This is a genomic window from Pseudomonas sp. IT-P171 (assembly GCF_949767765.1).
Lineage (GTDB): Bacteria > Pseudomonadota > Gammaproteobacteria > Pseudomonadales > Pseudomonadaceae > Aquipseudomonas > Aquipseudomonas fluorescens_B.
Window position 1 is genome coordinate 65,882 of the sequence record NZ_CATKQN010000005.1, and the last position, 13,075, is coordinate 78,956.

Below are 13,075 nucleotides of genomic sequence, written 5' to 3' on the forward strand. Positions count from 1 at the left end.
GATGAATCGCCCGGTAAAAATCACGTCCCGTCCGCAACTTGCGCTCCAGTCCTATCTGGACAGCTTGCTGATGGACGCGACCGAGGAGTTGTCGCCGGAAATCGAAGCGATTCCCGAGGTGGTCGAGGTTGAAGCGGCGCTGGACGAGTTCCAGGCTGCGGTGCTTGAAGAGCAGGCTCGTGATGCGCAAAAACCGGCTGAGAAACCGACAGCCGTTGCCGCTCCGGTCGCAGCACCTGTGGTGAAAGCCCCGGTGGCACTGATCGAGGCGCCGGCGCCGGTTCTGGCCCCCGTCTCGACCATCGCGCCGCTGCTGCAAGCCCTGGTGCCACCGATCGTCGAAGTCCATCTGCCACCGAGCAACACGCCGCCACCGGTGGAAACCGACGGTCGTCCTGCCTGGGCCGCCGAGCCGTTCGAATGTCTGTTGTTCGATGTCGCCGGGTTGACCCTGGCGGTGCCGCTGGTGTGCCTGGGCTCGATTTACTCCCTGGCTGGTCAGGAGCTGACGCCGCTGTTCGGTCAGCCTGAATGGTTCCTCGGGATCCTGCCGAGCCAGGCGGGCAACCTGAAAGTGCTCGATACCGCCCGTTGGGTCATGCCCGACCGCTATCGCGATGACTTCCGTCAGGGCCTGCAATACGTTATTTCGGTTCAGGGCTACGAGTGGGGGCTGGCGGTGCATCAGGTCAGCCGCTCGTTGCGCCTGGACCCGAACGAAATCAAGTGGCGCAGTCACCGTGGTCAACGGCCATGGCTGGCGGGCACGGTGATTGAACACATGTGTGCGTTGCTTGACGTATCCGAACTGGCCGAGCTGATCGCCAGCGGTGGGGCAAAGCACATGAGCGGCAGCAAGCCGAACCACAAACCGACATAACAACACGCGGGGCAAGTGACTTGCCATCGCACCGAACACACACCGCTAGGGCGGTTTTTCGAGGGGTCAGGGTATGAATGATAAGGCGTCGTCTGCAAAAGGTTCCGAAGATCCGATCCTGCAATGGGTAACCTTCAAGCTGGACAATGAAACCTACGGCATCAACGTGATGCGCGTTCAGGAAGTCCTGCGTTACACCGAAATCGCCCCGGTCCCGGGTGCCCCGAGCTATGTGCTGGGCATCATCAACCTGCGCGGTAACGTGGTCACCGTGATCGACACCCGTCAGCGCTTCGGCCTGATGAATGCCGAGATCAGCGACAACACCCGGATCGTCATCATCGAAGCCGACAAGCAAGTGGTCGGCATCATGGTCGACAGCGTGGCCGAAGTGGTTTACCTGCGTCAGTCGGAAATCGAAACCGCGCCGAACGTGGGTAACGAAGAGTCCGCCAAGTTCATTCAAGGCGTGTGCAACAAGAACAACGAATTGCTGATCCTGGTCGAGCTGGACAAGATGATGAGCGAAGAAGAATGGTCGGAACTGGAGAGTATCTGATTGATTCTCGAGGTTGCGGTCATTGTCCTGTTCCTTTTCTGGGCAGGCACGCTGGCGATGTTTCTGGCGTATATTCGGGGCCAGCGGCAGATCGCTGCGCAACAGGCCCAGGGCGATGCGCTGCGTGATCAGCGCATCAAGGACCTGGCCAAGCGCGTTGACGACTATCAGAGCGGCAATGTGCGCATGGGTGAAGACCTGCACGAGCTGCGCGCCGTCGTCGGGCCGTTGCCGGACAAGCTGGCTCAGCTTGAGCAGCGCGACCCGTCGAGCCTGTCGTTCGCCCAGGCAGCACGCCTGGTCGGAATGGGCGCGAGCGTCGATGAACTGACTCAGTCCTGCGGGTTGACCCAGGCTGAGGCGGAGTTGATGAGCAAGTTGCACAAGAACTGACAGATCAAAAGATCGCAGCCTCGTCGAGTGCAAAGAGGCTGCGATCTTTTGCATTCAACACATCAATAATCATCCCCGCGCTCGGTGATGTCTTTCTCGACCATCAACGCACTCGGATCATGCCCCTGCGGGAACTTGCCCTTCAGATTCCATGCAAACGCAATGATCTCGGCAATCGTCCGATACAACTCCTCCGGAATACTGTCCCCCAGCTCCATCCTGGCCAGCAATTTCACCAGCTCGGCGTTCTCGTAAATCGGCACTTCATAATCGCGTGCAATCCTCAGGATTTCTTCCGCCAGCTCTTCGTCGCCCTTGGCCGTGAGGGTCGGGGCGTGGGTGCCGTCGTATTTGAGGGCGATGGCCTGGCGTGGCGTATCGGAATTTCTCATGCGGTTTCGTCGACCCAGCGTTGTTCGAGACGGGTTTGCGGCCCTTGGGGTGGTGTGCCGTGGTGGCAATCGAGATCGCCGACGTTCAGGCCGGACCCCAGCAAGCGTTCGCGCAGGCTGGCCAGATTGCTCTCGATCAGGCTGGCGGTGTAGGGCCGCTCGGCCCACAGCTGGCTGGACAGGCTGCCGCCAATCAGCTGTGCCTGAATCTGCAGAGGGCCCAGCGGCTCCATGTCGAAGGCCAGGTCCACGCGCCACAACTGCTGCTTGGGCTCGCGTTCGTCACGGCGCTCATTGGGTTGATCTTTTTCGGGGGCTTCCTCGCGCTGGAACTTGAGCTGCAGCGGGACGATGTCCTGCATATTGCGCATCGGAATTTCCAGCTGCCAGGTGCTCATCAGCCGACCGTCGTTCGTCACGCCGGTCTGCTCCAGGCTAGACAGTTGATGGCTTTGCAGGCGTGAGACTGCCGCGGCGGCCAACCGCAGCAAGTGCTCCAGATCATCTTCGCCGTCCAGGCTTTGCAGGAAACGCTCGGGCAGGGGGAAACCGGTCGGCTGCGGTTTGGCGCTGACCTGACCGAGCATGCCGAGGGCGCTGCGCACGAAGCTCGGCATCGTCTGGGCCAGGGTATTGGCAGCAATGATCGCGTTGAGGTTGGTATTGGCCGGCAGCCCCTGGCTCAGTTGCGCGATCAGCTTGAGCAGGTCGCCTTTCATGTCTGGCGCCAGTGTCGGATTTTGCCCGGTGAGCAGTTTCGCCTCGAGAAACAGGCCGCTATTGGCCAATGCCAGGGCCAGGCCTTTGGGCGTGCTCAGTTGCTGAACGTCCGGCAGACCGGCGAGCAGCTTGTCCACCGCGGCTCGCAGATCGCTGGAGGTCTGATTCGTGGCGGGCAGGTTTTGCAAGAGTTTGAGCAATCCGTCCAGCGAGCCCTGGCGGCTTTGCTGGCTGACCAGTTGCTGGGTGACTGCCAATTGTTCCTGCCGATTGCTCAGCGGGACGAATTTCAGGGTCTGGGTGTCTTGCACCAGCGCGCTCAACAACGTGCCGATGCGCAACGGCGTCGGGCTGTCGATGCTCAGGGTATTGCCGCTCAGTGACGTGTTGAGCAGGCTCACCAGCGAACGAAACACCGTCGGCTGCCCCGGCACTTGCGGCATTACCTGGGAAGTCAGCACTTTGCCTTGCAGCAAGGTGCCCACCGGCAGTTGTGCCGTGTCGAGGCGGGTGAGGGTGGCAACGCTGGAGGCGATGGCCTGTTGCACGGTGATGGCCAGGTTGCTCGCCGATGGCTGGGTGATCGCCAGGTTCGTGCCCTGAGGCAGCGGCTGACTGCTGGTGGCCTGAACCGTGGTCTGACGGCCGCTTTCGAGGGTGACCTTGAGCAACAGTTGAAAGGTCTGATCCGCCTGCTTGAGCGACAGCACTTCGGCCTTGGCGGATTGCCCGGCGGTGATCAGGCCCTCCATCGGCGTCAGCAGCTTCAGCAAATCGCCACTCACCACCTGCGGACGTGACGTCGCGGGCGTGGTCGGTGGTAGCGGGAGGATGTTCATTTCGCCTGTCATACGCGGTCACAACCTGAGGAAATTGCCCTCTTTAGAGTAGGGCATGGCATGTATAATGCCGCCCGTCTTTCGGAGAGTGGCGAAAACATTGCAATTGTTTGACGCAGCTCTCTAGAACAGGCCGCCAATGCATCTATGCTGCATCTCTTTAGCGGCCGCTCCGCCGCCGACTTGAACCGCAAAAGGCCCGTGATCTCTTGACCAGTCCTGTCCTGCAAACCGTTGCCCTCGCCTGTGAGCGAGACCTTCGGCTGCTCTTCGAAAATCTCGAATTGACACTGGCCAGTGGCGAAATGTTGCAAATCAGCGGCCCCAACGGCAGCGGCAAAACCAGCCTTTTACGTCTGCTGTCTGGCCTGATGCAACCGACCACCGGTCAAGTACTGCTCAACGGCCAACCGTTGAACGAACAGCGCAGTGAACTGGCGCGCAACCTGCTGTGGATCGGTCACGCCGCCGGCATCAAGGATTTGCTGACCCCGGAAGAAAACCTCAGCTGGCTCTGCGCCCTGCATCGACCGGCCTCCCATGAAGCCATCTGGGCCGCGCTTGCCGCAGTCGGACTGCGTGGTTTCGAAGATGTTGCCTGTCACACCCTGTCCGCCGGCCAGCAACGCCGTGTGGCGTTGGCGCGTCTGTACCTGGACAGTCCGCTGCTGTGGATCCTCGACGAGCCGTTCACCGCGCTCGACAAGCAAGGCGTTGCGCAACTCGAAGAGCACCTGGCCGCGCACTGTGAGCGTGGCGGTATGGTCGTGCTGACCACTCACCACACGCTGACCCGGATGCCGGTCGGCTATCGCGACATTGATCTGGGGAACTGGGCCGTATGAGTGTTTTCGGCCTGTTGGTCGCCCGTGAGGCTCGCTTGTTGTTCCGCCGTCCGGCGGAGTTGGCCAATCCGCTCGTATTCTTCGCCATCGTGGTTGCTCTGTTCCCGTTGGCGGTCGGTCCCGAGTCTCAATTGTTGCAAACCTTGTCTCCGGGACTGGTCTGGGTCGCGGCCCTTTTATCGGTTTTGCTCTCGCTGGACGGGCTTTTCCGCAGTGATTTCGAAGACGGTTCCCTTGAACAGTGGGTCCTTTCGCCGCACCCCCTGCCTCTTCTGGTTTTGGCCAAGGTACTGGCACACTGGGCATTCTCTGGTCTGGCACTGGTTTTGCTCGCTCCACTGCTGGCGTTGATGCTCGGTTTGCCAACCGCCTGTCTGCCGGTGTTGCTGCTTTCCCTGTTGCTCGGTACACCGGTGCTCAGCCTGCTCGGTGCGGTGGGCGCCGCCCTGACGGTGGGGTTGAAGCGTGGCGGCCTGTTGCTGGCGCTGCTGATTCTGCCGTTGTACATCCCGGTGTTGATTCTTGGCAGTGGCGCCTTGCAGGCGGCCTTGCAGGGAATGCCGGCGACCGGTTATCTCCTGTGGCTTGGTAGCCTGACCGCCTTGGCGATAACCCTTACACCTTTTGCAATAGCTGCTGGCCTGAAGATCAGCGTCGGCGAATAATAATGAGGTCTGATCATTTTTTGATCGCTTTCTTGTAAGAAAGGCAGACCCTTCGCTACTCGTGATGGCGAGTAGCACCCGTGATGGAAACAGTAATGAACTGGACCTGGTTTCATAAGCTCGGCTCACCCAAATGGTTTTACGGCATCAGCGGCAAACTGTTGCCATGGCTGAGCGTCGCGGCGTTGCTGCTGATCGGCGTCGGCGTCGTTTGGGGGCTGGCCTTCGCGCCGCCTGACTACCAGCAAGGCAACAGCTTTCGCATCATCTATATCCACGTTCCGGCCGCCATGCTGGCGCAGTCCATCTACGTGATGCTGGCGGTCTGCGGGATCGTCGGGCTGGTGTGGAAGATGAAGCTGGCTGACGTCGCCCTGCAATGTGCGGCCCCCATCGGCGCGTGGATGACCGCCGTGGCGTTGGTCACCGGCGCGATCTGGGGCAAGCCGACCTGGGGCTCGTGGTGGGTCTGGGATGCGCGACTTACGTCCATGCTTATTCTGCTGTTCCTGTACTTCGGTCTCATTGCGCTGGGCAACGCCATCAGCAATCGTGACAGCGCAGCCAAGGCCTGCGCGGTGCTGGCGATTGTCGGCGTGATCAACATCCCGATCATCAAGTACTCGGTGGAGTGGTGGAACACCCTGCACCAGGGCGCGACCTTCACCCTCACCGAAAAACCGGCTATGCCGGCCGAGATGTGGCTGCCACTGCTGCTGACGGCGCTGGGTTTCTACTGTTTCTTCGGCGCGGTACTGCTGCTGCGCATGCGCCTTGAAGTGCTCAAGCGCGAAGCCCGCGCCAGTTGGGTCAAGGCAGAAGTACAGAACAGTCTGGAGGCCGCTCGATGAGTTTTGCTTCATTCGGCGACTTTCTCGCCATGGGCCATCATGGCCTGTATGTCTGGTCAGCCTATGGCATCTGCCTGGTGGTGCTGGCCCTCAACGTGGCGGCGCCGGTCCTGGCCCGCAAGCGTTATCTGCAACAAGAGGCGCGTCGACTGCGCCGGGAGAACGGCAAGTGAATCCGCTGCGCAAAAAGCGTCTTATCATCATTCTCGCGATCCTGGTCGGTGTCGGCGCTGCTGTCGGCCTGGCCCTGAGCGCCCTGCAGCAGAACATCAACCTGTTTTACACACCGACGCAAATCGCCAATGGCGAAGCGCCGCAAGACACGCGCATTCGTGCCGGCGGGATGGTCGAAAAAGGTTCGCTGCAACGTTCCGGCGATTCGCTGGACGTGAAGTTCATCGTGACTGACTTCAACAAGTCCGTAACCATCAGCTACCGCGGCATCCTCCCGGACCTGTTCCGCGAAGGGCAGGGCATCGTCGCCCTGGGCAAGCTCAACGCCGACGGCGTGGTGGTGGCTGACGAAGTGCTGGCCAAGCACGACGAGAAATACATGCCGCCGGAAGTGACCAAGGCCCTGAAAGACAGCGGCCAGTCGGCACCCATTCCAGCAAAAGAGGGCTAATTGATGACATCCGGAATCTTTATCCCTGAATTGGGCCACCTGGCGATGATTCTGGCGCTGTGTTTCGCGCTGGTTCAAGCCGTGGTGCCGTTGCTGGGAGCCTGGCGCGGCGACCGCTTGTGGATGAGCCTGGCTCAGCCGGCCGCCTGGGGCCAGTTTGCCTTTCTGTTGTTCGCCTTCGGTTGCCTGACCTACGCATTCATGGCTGACGACTTCTCCGTTGCCTACGTCGCCAGCAACTCCAACAGCGCATTGCCGTGGTACTACAAGTTCAGCGCCGTGTGGGGCGCGCACGAAGGTTCGTTGCTGCTGTGGGCGTTGATCCTCGGTGGCTGGACCTTCGCGGTGTCGGTATTCTCCCGGCAGTTGCCGCAAGTGATGCTGGCCCGCGTGCTGGCGGTGATGGGCATGATCAGCACCGGTTTCCTGCTGTTCCTGATCCTCACCTCCAACCCGTTCGCCCGCATCCTCCCGCAAATTCCAGCGGACGGTCGCGACCTCAATCCGTTGCTGCAAGACATCGGCCTGATCGTCCACCCGCCGATGCTCTACATGGGTTATGTCGGGTTCTCCGTAGCGTTTGCGTTCGCCATCGCCGCGCTGCTGGGCGGCCGTCTTGATGCGGCGTGGGCGCGCTGGTCGCGTCCATGGACCATCGTCGCCTGGGCCTTCCTCGGCATCGGCATCACCCTCGGTTCGTGGTGGGCTTATTACGAACTCGGCTGGGGCGGCTGGTGGTTCTGGGACCCGGTGGAAAACGCCTCGTTCATGCCATGGCTGGTGGGTACCGCGTTGATTCACTCGTTGGCGGTCACGGAAAAGCGTGGCGTGTTCAAGAGCTGGACCGTGCTGTTGGCCATCGCCGCCTTCTCGCTGAGCTTGCTGGGAACCTTCCTCGTGCGTTCCGGCGTGTTGACCTCGGTTCACGCCTTTGCCTCGGACCCGGAGCGCGGCGTGTTCATCCTGATCTTCCTGCTGTTTGTGGTCGGCGGTTCGCTGACGCTGTTTGCCCTGCGCGCGCCGGTGGTGAAAAGCCATGTCGGCTTCAACCTCTGGTCCCGGGAAACCCTGTTGCTGGGCAACAACCTGGTGCTGGTGGTGGCGGCTTCGATGATCCTGCTCGGCACCTTGTATCCGCTGATCCTCGATGCCATGACCGGCGCCAAGCTGTCGGTCGGCCCGCCGTACTTCAACGCACTGTTCATTCCGTTGATGGCGTTGCTGATGGTGGTGATGGCGGTCGGCATGTTGGTGCGCTGGAAAGACACTCCGGTCAAATGGCTGATGAGCATGCTGACCCCGGTGCTGCTCGGCAGTGCCGCACTGGCGGTGGTGGCTGGCGTCGCTTACGGCGATTTCAACTGGGCGGTGATCGCGACCTTCATGCTCGCGGCCTGGGTGTTGCTGGCCGGCGTGCGCGACATCTTCGACAAGACGCGACACAAAGGCTTGATCAAAGGCCTGCCGACCCTGACCCGCAGCTACTGGGGCATGCAAATTGCGCATTTGGGCATCGCCGTGTGCGCACTCGGTGTCGTGCTGTCGAGCCAGAACAGTGCTGAACGCGACCTGCGCCTGGCGCCGGGCGAATCCATGGACCTGGGCGGTTACCAGTTCGTGTTCGAAGGTGCCAAACACTTCGAAGGCCCGAACTTCACCTCCGACAAAGGCACCGTGCGGGTGATCCGCGACGGCAAGGAAATCAGCGTGCTGCACCCGGAAAAACGCCTGTACACCGTGCAGAACTCGGTGATGACCGAAGCCGGGATCGACGCCGGTTTCACCCGTGACCTCTACGTCGCACTCGGCGAACCGCTGGGCGATGGCGCCTGGGCCGTGCGCGTGCACGTCAAACCGTTCGTGCGCTGGATCTGGTTCGGCGGTTTGCTCACCGGGCTCGGCGGGTTGTTGGCGGCGATGGACCGGCGTTATCGGGTCAAGGTAAAAAGCCGCGTGCGCGAAGCACTGGGCATGTCGGGAGCGACTGCATGAGACGTTGGTTGATGCTGTTGCCACTGGTGATTTTTCTGGTGGTGGCTGTGTTCCTTTATCGCGGTCTGTACCTGGACCCGGCCGAGCTGCCTTCGGCAATGATCGGCAAGCCGTTCCCTGAGTTTTCCCTGCCAGCGGTGCAGGGCGACAAGACCCTGACCAAGGCTGACATCGTGGGCAAACCGGCGCTGGTCAACGTCTGGGGCACCTGGTGCATTTCCTGCCGGGTCGAGCACCCGGTGTTGAACAAACTGGCCGAGAAGGGCGTGGTGATCTACGGCATCAACTACAAGGACGTCAACGCGGACGCCTTGAAGTGGCTGAAGGAATTCCACAACCCGTATCAACTGGACATCCGCGACGACGAGGGCACGCTGGGCCTGAACCTTGGCGTGTATGGCGCTCCGGAAACCTTCTTCATTGATGCCAAGGGCATCATCCGCGACAAGTTCGTCGGTGTGATCGACGAACAGGTCTGGCGCGAAAAACTGGCGGCCAAGTATCAGGCGCTGGTCGACGAGGCCAAACCATGAAGCGCTGGATAGCTGCTGTTGTGCTGGGGCTGAGCATGGCTGGCGTGGCACACGCGGCCATCGACACCTATGAGTTTGCCAAAGAAGGCGACCGCGAGCGTTTTCGCGAGCTGACCAAAGAGCTGCGTTGCCCCAAGTGCCAGAATCAGGACATTGCCGATTCCAACGCACCGATCGCCGCCGACCTGCGCAAAGAGATTTTCCGCATGTTGGGCGAAGGCAAGGATAATCAGCAGATCATCGACTTCATGGTCGATCGCTACGGTGATTTCGTCCGCTACAAACCTGCTCTGAACGCCAAGACTGCCTTGCTCTGGTTCGGCCCGGCCGGCCTGTTGCTGGGTGGTTTTGTGATCATCGCCGTGATCGTCCGCCGTCGTCGCGTGCAACGCGCCGACAGCCCGGACGCGCTTTCTGCCGAGGAGCGCGAGCGCCTCGACCACTTGTTGGATAAAACCAAGAATGATTGATTTCTGGCTCGCTGCAGGTCTGCTGCTTCTGGTTGCCCTGAGTTTTCTGTTGATCCCCGTTCTGCGCGGCCGTCGCGCTCAGCTGGAAGAAGATCGTACGGCCCTGAACGTCGCGCTGTATCAGGAGCGCGTGGCCGAGTTGCAAACCGAGCAGGAAGAGGGTGTGCTCAACGCGTCGCAACTGGAAACCGGTCGCGCCGAAGCTGCCCGAGAGTTGCTCGCCGACACTGAAGGCGTCGAGGCACCGCGCGTGGCGCGCCTGGGCAAACCGTTGCCCTTGCTGGCGGCGATTCTGGTGCCGGTACTAGGGCTTGGGCTGTATCTGCATTTCGGGGCGAGCGACAAGGTCGAGCTGACTCGCGAATTCTCTCAGGCACCGCAGTCGATGGAAGAGATGACCCGTCGCCTGGAGCGCGCCGTCGCGGCTCAACCGGATTCGGCAGAAGGCCTGTACTTCCTCGGTCGGACCTACATGGCACAGGATCGTCCTGGCGATGCGGCGAAGATCTTCGAACGCACGGTGAACCTGGCCGGTCGTCAGCCGGAATTGCTCGGGCAATGGGCGCAGGCTCAATACTTCGCCGACGGCAAGAAGTGGTCGGACAAGGTTCAGGCCCTCACCGACGAAGCCTTGAAAGCCGATCCTAAGGAAGTCACCAGCCTGGGTCTGCTCGGCATTGCCGCGTTTGAAAGCGCGCGTTATCAGGATGCCATCGACTACTGGAATCGTCTGCTGGCGCAACTGCCGCCGGACGACAACTCCCGGGCGGCGCTGCAAGGCGGTATTGCCCGCGCCACTGAAAAACTCGAAGCCAGCGGTGGCAAGGTTGCCCAGGCGCCTGCGGTCAAGTCGGCACTGATCAAAGTCAGCGTCGATCTGGCGCCAGCGCTCAAGGCAAAGGTTCAACCGGGTGACAGCGTGTTCATCTTCGCTCGCGCCACCAATGGCCCGCCGGCGCCACTGGCCGCCAAGCGCCTGACCGTGGCTGACTTGCCGGCGACTGTCGAATTGGGCGATGCCGACGCAATGATGCCGCAGTTGAAACTGTCGAACTTCCCTGAAGTCCAACTGGTTGCGCGCATCTCTCGTGCCGGCCAACCGACTGCCGGCGAATGGATCGGTCGCAGCCAGCCGCTGGCCAGCAGCACCACCGCGCCACAAAAACTGACCATCGACAGTCCGGACAAATAACAGGAAAACGCAACCATGACCGCTATCGCTCGTATCACCCTGCTCAGTCTGGTCCTGGGGTTAAGCGCGTGCGCGGTCCAGCGGCCGGAGCCGACGTCGCTGCCGCCGATTCCGCCCTCGCAGCCCAAGCCCACGCCGTCTACCTCGCCGACCCCTAGCAAGCCGAGCGTTCCGGCCAAACCTGCCAAGCCACTGCCACGCACCTCCGCCAGCTTCGCGCCGCCGCCGGGTGGCAACAGCCATTGGGATCCCAAGCTTGGTGTTTATGTGCTGGATGACCAGACCAATACCTTCTACCGCCAGCGCACGTATTATCGCTTCGACAATGGCTGGAGCCGGTCGATCAGCCCGAACGGGCCTTGGGAAGAGACGGATATCCATGGCGTGCCGGGTGGGTTGGGACGGCAATTCGGGCAGTAACGCAAAGGCGACCCTTCGGGGGTCGCCTTTTTTGTGGGCGTTGTGGTCCAGCAGGCGACAAGCGAAGAGGATGTTTTGATGTCCGGCAGGTTGATCTATCTCATCGGGCCTTCAGGTTCGGGCAAGGACAGCCTGCTGGATGCCGCTCGAACGCGCTTGGCCGAACGCGGCTGTCGTATCGTGCGGCGGGTCATTACCCGCTCCGCGGAAGCGGCCGGGGAGGCGGCGCTGGGCGTCAGCCTGCAGCAGTTCGCCGAGATGCGGGCCCAGGGTGCATTTGCCCTCAGCTGGCAGGCTCATGGCCTGGCTTATGGCATCCCGCGGGAAATCGACGAGTGGCTGGCGGCGGGGGACGACGTGATGGTCAACGGTTCGCGTGCGCATTTGCCGCAAACCCGTGAACGTTATCCAGACGTGTGGGTGCTGTTGCTGACTGTGAACCAGGCGGTGTTGCGTCAGCGCCTGTTGGCGCGCGGACGTGAGTCGGAGGCCGAGATCGATCAGCGGCTGGCGCGTAATGCCCATTTCAGTGAGCGCCTGTTGGCGGAGGAACCGAGCGTGCACGTGCTCGACAATTCCGGATCGCTGGAGCAAACCGTCGAAAGCCTGCTGACCTGCATCGGCAAGCCCGACCTATGCATTTGATCTTGTAGGGCATTGATCAGAGCATGGCCTTTCTGATTGAAAGTGATGATGACGCTCGCGTTACAGCGAATGCCTGCCGCCAGCACATGGCGATCGTCCATATCGGGCAACGTTAATCCTTCTATCAAATCTTCGTGACCCGTCACGCACGCCTTAACGCTTGTGCCTGCTCGGCGAGAAGCTTCATTGCTTGCTCGCTGGCAATGTTGCGCCGGGTTTTATAGTCCATCAAATCGGCAAAGTGCACACGTCGGTGCTTGCCGGTTTTGGGGTAGGCATCCTCCACAAACGCTCTATCTTGGCGGCAATCACACTTCGTAAAACAACCGAACGTCGTGATCAGGATTTTTGTGCTTGAGTAAAGATAACTCTAGAGTTACTTTTGTCTGGGCCGGAGCAAGGAGGCTGGTGGTGCAAAGCAGGTTATTGATCAAGGAGCTGGAGGAGGCGGGCTGGACGCTGGATCGTATTACCGGCAGCCATCATCTCTTCACCCATCGATACAACCCGTACACGATTCCCGTCCCTCACCCGAAAAAGGATTTACCGACCGGGACGGTTAAAAGCATCAGGAGGCGAGCCGGGCTTTACTGCCCGCCAGCCAGTTACGCAGGAGATCCATAATGCAATATCCAATCTGTATCGAGTGGGGCGACGAGACCACCGCCATCGGTATTCAGATCCCCGATATTCCGGGCGCCGCAACGGCCGGGGATACGTTTGAAGATGCCTATAACGCGGCGATCGAGATTGCCCATATCCTGCTTCAGGAAATAGCCGCTGACGGGGAATCGATTCCGATGCCGACTTCGGCAGCCGTCCATCGTGGCAACCCGGACTTTGCCGACATGGGATGGGGAATGCTGGAGCTGGACATCGCGCCGTATATGGGCAAAACCGAGAAGGTCAATGTCACGTTGCCCGGCTATGTGATCCAGCGGATTGACCGGTATGTGCGCGAGCACAATGTCAAAAGCCGTTCTTCCTTTCTGGCAGATGCGGCGATGGAGAAGCTGGTTCGGCACTGAATCGTGCCAGTGCCATCGATATCGCG

General features: G+C 60.8%; 18 protein-coding genes and 2 pseudogenes. 16 read left to right on the forward strand and 4 right to left on the reverse strand.

From position 1 onward, the window contains the following. Position 1 precedes the first annotated feature (1 nt). The 3 genes from ACM6I5_RS04415 (at position 2) to ACM6I5_RS04425 (ending at position 1,832) form a co-directional block, all read left to right on the forward strand. Entirely contained in the window at positions 2–880 is an 879-nt protein-coding gene (locus tag ACM6I5_RS04415; RefSeq protein ID WP_017337201.1) for a CheW domain-containing protein, read from the forward strand. Positions 881–953: 73 nt separating this feature from the next. After that, positions 954–1,439 (forward strand): chemotaxis protein CheW, encoded by a 486-nt coding sequence (locus tag ACM6I5_RS04420; RefSeq protein WP_008024622.1) that lies wholly within the window; start codon positions 954–956, stop codon positions 1,437–1,439. Further along, positions 1,440–1,832: a DUF2802 domain-containing protein gene (locus ACM6I5_RS04425; RefSeq protein WP_017337202.1), complete on the forward strand. Its 393-nt coding sequence runs from the start codon at positions 1,440–1,442 to the stop codon at positions 1,830–1,832. A 62-nt stretch (positions 1,833–1,894) separates the two neighbouring features. Here ACM6I5_RS04425 and ACM6I5_RS04430 read toward each other — a convergent pair whose 3' ends face one another. Then, a complete protein-coding gene (locus ACM6I5_RS04430) occupies positions 1,895–2,224 on the reverse strand; it encodes an EscU/YscU/HrcU family type III secretion system export apparatus switch protein (protein WP_017337203.1) in 330 nt (109 codons plus the stop codon). Beyond that, positions 2,221–3,795 carry a flagellar hook-length control protein FliK gene (locus ACM6I5_RS04435; RefSeq protein WP_414883270.1) on the reverse strand — a complete coding sequence of 525 codons (1,575 nt, stop codon included), beginning with the start codon at positions 3,793–3,795 and terminating at the stop codon, positions 2,221–2,223. The genes ACM6I5_RS04430 and ACM6I5_RS04435 overlap by 4 nt, the downstream gene beginning before the upstream one ends. 197 nt (positions 3,796–3,992) lie before the next feature. Between ACM6I5_RS04435 and ccmA the strand changes: the two genes are divergently transcribed. The 11 genes from ccmA (at position 3,993) to phnN (ending at position 12,021) form a co-directional block, all read left to right on the forward strand. After that, a complete protein-coding gene (ccmA, locus tag ACM6I5_RS04440) occupies positions 3,993–4,628 on the forward strand; it encodes a cytochrome c biogenesis heme-transporting ATPase CcmA (RefSeq protein ID WP_414883271.1) in 636 nt (211 codons plus the stop codon). After that, positions 4,625–5,293: a heme exporter protein CcmB gene (gene ccmB, locus ACM6I5_RS04445; RefSeq protein ID WP_017337206.1), complete on the forward strand. Its 669-nt coding sequence runs from the start codon at positions 4,625–4,627 to the stop codon at positions 5,291–5,293. Before ccmA ends, ccmB begins: the two co-directional genes overlap by 4 nt. A gap of 95 nt (positions 5,294–5,388) precedes the next feature. After that, on the forward strand, positions 5,389–6,144 hold the full coding sequence (locus tag ACM6I5_RS04450) for a heme ABC transporter permease (protein WP_017337207.1): 756 nt from the start codon (positions 5,389–5,391) through the stop codon (positions 6,142–6,144). Further along, complete coding sequence (gene ccmD, locus ACM6I5_RS04455) at positions 6,141–6,317, forward strand: heme exporter protein CcmD (RefSeq protein ID WP_017337208.1); 177 nt, start codon at positions 6,141–6,143, stop codon at positions 6,315–6,317. Before ACM6I5_RS04450 ends, ccmD begins: the two co-directional genes overlap by 4 nt. Next, positions 6,314–6,769 (forward strand): cytochrome c maturation protein CcmE, encoded by a 456-nt coding sequence (gene ccmE, locus ACM6I5_RS04460; protein WP_017337209.1) that lies wholly within the window; start codon positions 6,314–6,316, stop codon positions 6,767–6,769. Before ccmD ends, ccmE begins: the two co-directional genes overlap by 4 nt. A 3-nt stretch (positions 6,770–6,772) precedes the next feature. Then, positions 6,773–8,761 carry a heme lyase CcmF/NrfE family subunit gene (locus ACM6I5_RS04465; protein ID WP_052909691.1) on the forward strand — a complete coding sequence of 663 codons (1,989 nt, stop codon included), beginning with the start codon at positions 6,773–6,775 and terminating at the stop codon, positions 8,759–8,761. Further along, on the forward strand, positions 8,758–9,294 hold the full coding sequence (locus ACM6I5_RS04470) for a DsbE family thiol:disulfide interchange protein (protein ID WP_414878525.1): 537 nt from the start codon (positions 8,758–8,760) through the stop codon (positions 9,292–9,294). The genes ACM6I5_RS04465 and ACM6I5_RS04470 overlap by 4 nt, the downstream gene beginning before the upstream one ends. Then, positions 9,291–9,764, forward strand: a complete 474-nt coding sequence (locus tag ACM6I5_RS04475; RefSeq protein ID WP_017337212.1) for a cytochrome c-type biogenesis protein — start codon at positions 9,291–9,293, stop codon at positions 9,762–9,764. Before ACM6I5_RS04470 ends, ACM6I5_RS04475 begins: the two co-directional genes overlap by 4 nt. After that, the gene (ccmI, locus tag ACM6I5_RS04480) at positions 9,757–10,956 is read left to right on the forward strand and encodes a c-type cytochrome biogenesis protein CcmI (RefSeq protein WP_414878527.1); all 1,200 of its coding nucleotides are present in this window, start codon (positions 9,757–9,759) and stop codon (positions 10,954–10,956) included. Before ACM6I5_RS04475 ends, ccmI begins: the two co-directional genes overlap by 8 nt. A 15-nt stretch (positions 10,957–10,971) precedes the next feature. Beyond that, on the forward strand, positions 10,972–11,376 hold the full coding sequence (locus tag ACM6I5_RS04485) for a hypothetical protein (RefSeq protein ID WP_414878528.1): 405 nt from the start codon (positions 10,972–10,974) through the stop codon (positions 11,374–11,376). Between the two features lie 78 nt (positions 11,377–11,454). Then, positions 11,455–12,021: a phosphonate metabolism protein/1,5-bisphosphokinase (PRPP-forming) PhnN gene (gene phnN, locus ACM6I5_RS04490; RefSeq protein WP_414883272.1), complete on the forward strand. Its 567-nt coding sequence runs from the start codon at positions 11,455–11,457 to the stop codon at positions 12,019–12,021. A 29-nt stretch (positions 12,022–12,050) separates the two neighbouring features. Here the strand turns inward: phnN and ACM6I5_RS04495 are convergent. Continuing rightward, a pseudogene (locus ACM6I5_RS04495) lies at positions 12,051–12,167 on the reverse strand (PIN domain-containing protein); the annotation flags it as partial. After that, a pseudogene (locus tag ACM6I5_RS04500) lies at positions 12,164–12,304 on the reverse strand (DNA-binding protein); the annotation flags it as partial. The pseudogenes ACM6I5_RS04500 and ACM6I5_RS04495, both read right to left, overlap by 4 nt. A 128-nt stretch (positions 12,305–12,432) precedes the next feature. Between ACM6I5_RS04500 and ACM6I5_RS04505 the strand changes: the two are divergent. Both ACM6I5_RS04505 and ACM6I5_RS04510 read left to right on the forward strand, forming a co-directional pair. Next, positions 12,433–12,645, forward strand: coding sequence for a type II toxin-antitoxin system HicA family toxin (locus tag ACM6I5_RS04505; RefSeq protein ID WP_017337217.1), 213 nt, complete (start codon positions 12,433–12,435; stop codon positions 12,643–12,645). Then, a complete protein-coding gene (locus ACM6I5_RS04510; RefSeq protein ID WP_017337218.1) occupies positions 12,645–13,049 on the forward strand; it encodes a type II toxin-antitoxin system HicB family antitoxin in 405 nt (134 codons plus the stop codon). The genes ACM6I5_RS04505 and ACM6I5_RS04510 overlap by 1 nt, the downstream gene beginning before the upstream one ends. Positions 13,050–13,075 lie beyond the last annotated feature (26 nt).

Coding starts and splice junctions, on each gene's coding strand:
- ACM6I5_RS04415 (WP_017337201.1), top strand. CDS start 2: ATGAATCGCCCGGTAAAAATCACGTCCCGTCCGCAACTTGCGCTCCAG.
- ACM6I5_RS04420 (WP_008024622.1), top strand. CDS start 954: ATGAATGATAAGGCGTCGTCTGCAAAAGGTTCCGAAGATCCGATCCTG.
- ACM6I5_RS04430 (WP_017337203.1), bottom strand. CDS start 2,224: ATGAGAAATTCCGATACGCCACGCCAGGCCATCGCCCTCAAATACGAC.
- ACM6I5_RS04435 (WP_414883270.1), bottom strand. CDS start 3,795: ATGACAGGCGAAATGAACATCCTCCCGCTACCACCGACCACGCCCGCG.
- ccmB (WP_017337206.1), top strand. CDS start 4,625: ATGAGTGTTTTCGGCCTGTTGGTCGCCCGTGAGGCTCGCTTGTTGTTC.
- ACM6I5_RS04450 (WP_017337207.1), top strand. CDS start 5,389: ATGAACTGGACCTGGTTTCATAAGCTCGGCTCACCCAAATGGTTTTAC.
- ccmD (WP_017337208.1), top strand. CDS start 6,141: ATGAGTTTTGCTTCATTCGGCGACTTTCTCGCCATGGGCCATCATGGC.
- ACM6I5_RS04465 (WP_052909691.1), top strand. CDS start 6,773: ATGACATCCGGAATCTTTATCCCTGAATTGGGCCACCTGGCGATGATT.
- ACM6I5_RS04470 (WP_414878525.1), top strand. CDS start 8,758: ATGAGACGTTGGTTGATGCTGTTGCCACTGGTGATTTTTCTGGTGGTG.
- ACM6I5_RS04475 (WP_017337212.1), top strand. CDS start 9,291: ATGAAGCGCTGGATAGCTGCTGTTGTGCTGGGGCTGAGCATGGCTGGC.
- ccmI (WP_414878527.1), top strand. CDS start 9,757: ATGATTGATTTCTGGCTCGCTGCAGGTCTGCTGCTTCTGGTTGCCCTG.
- ACM6I5_RS04485 (WP_414878528.1), top strand. CDS start 10,972: ATGACCGCTATCGCTCGTATCACCCTGCTCAGTCTGGTCCTGGGGTTA.
- phnN (WP_414883272.1), top strand. CDS start 11,455: ATGTCCGGCAGGTTGATCTATCTCATCGGGCCTTCAGGTTCGGGCAAG.
- ACM6I5_RS04510 (WP_017337218.1), top strand. CDS start 12,645: ATGCAATATCCAATCTGTATCGAGTGGGGCGACGAGACCACCGCCATC.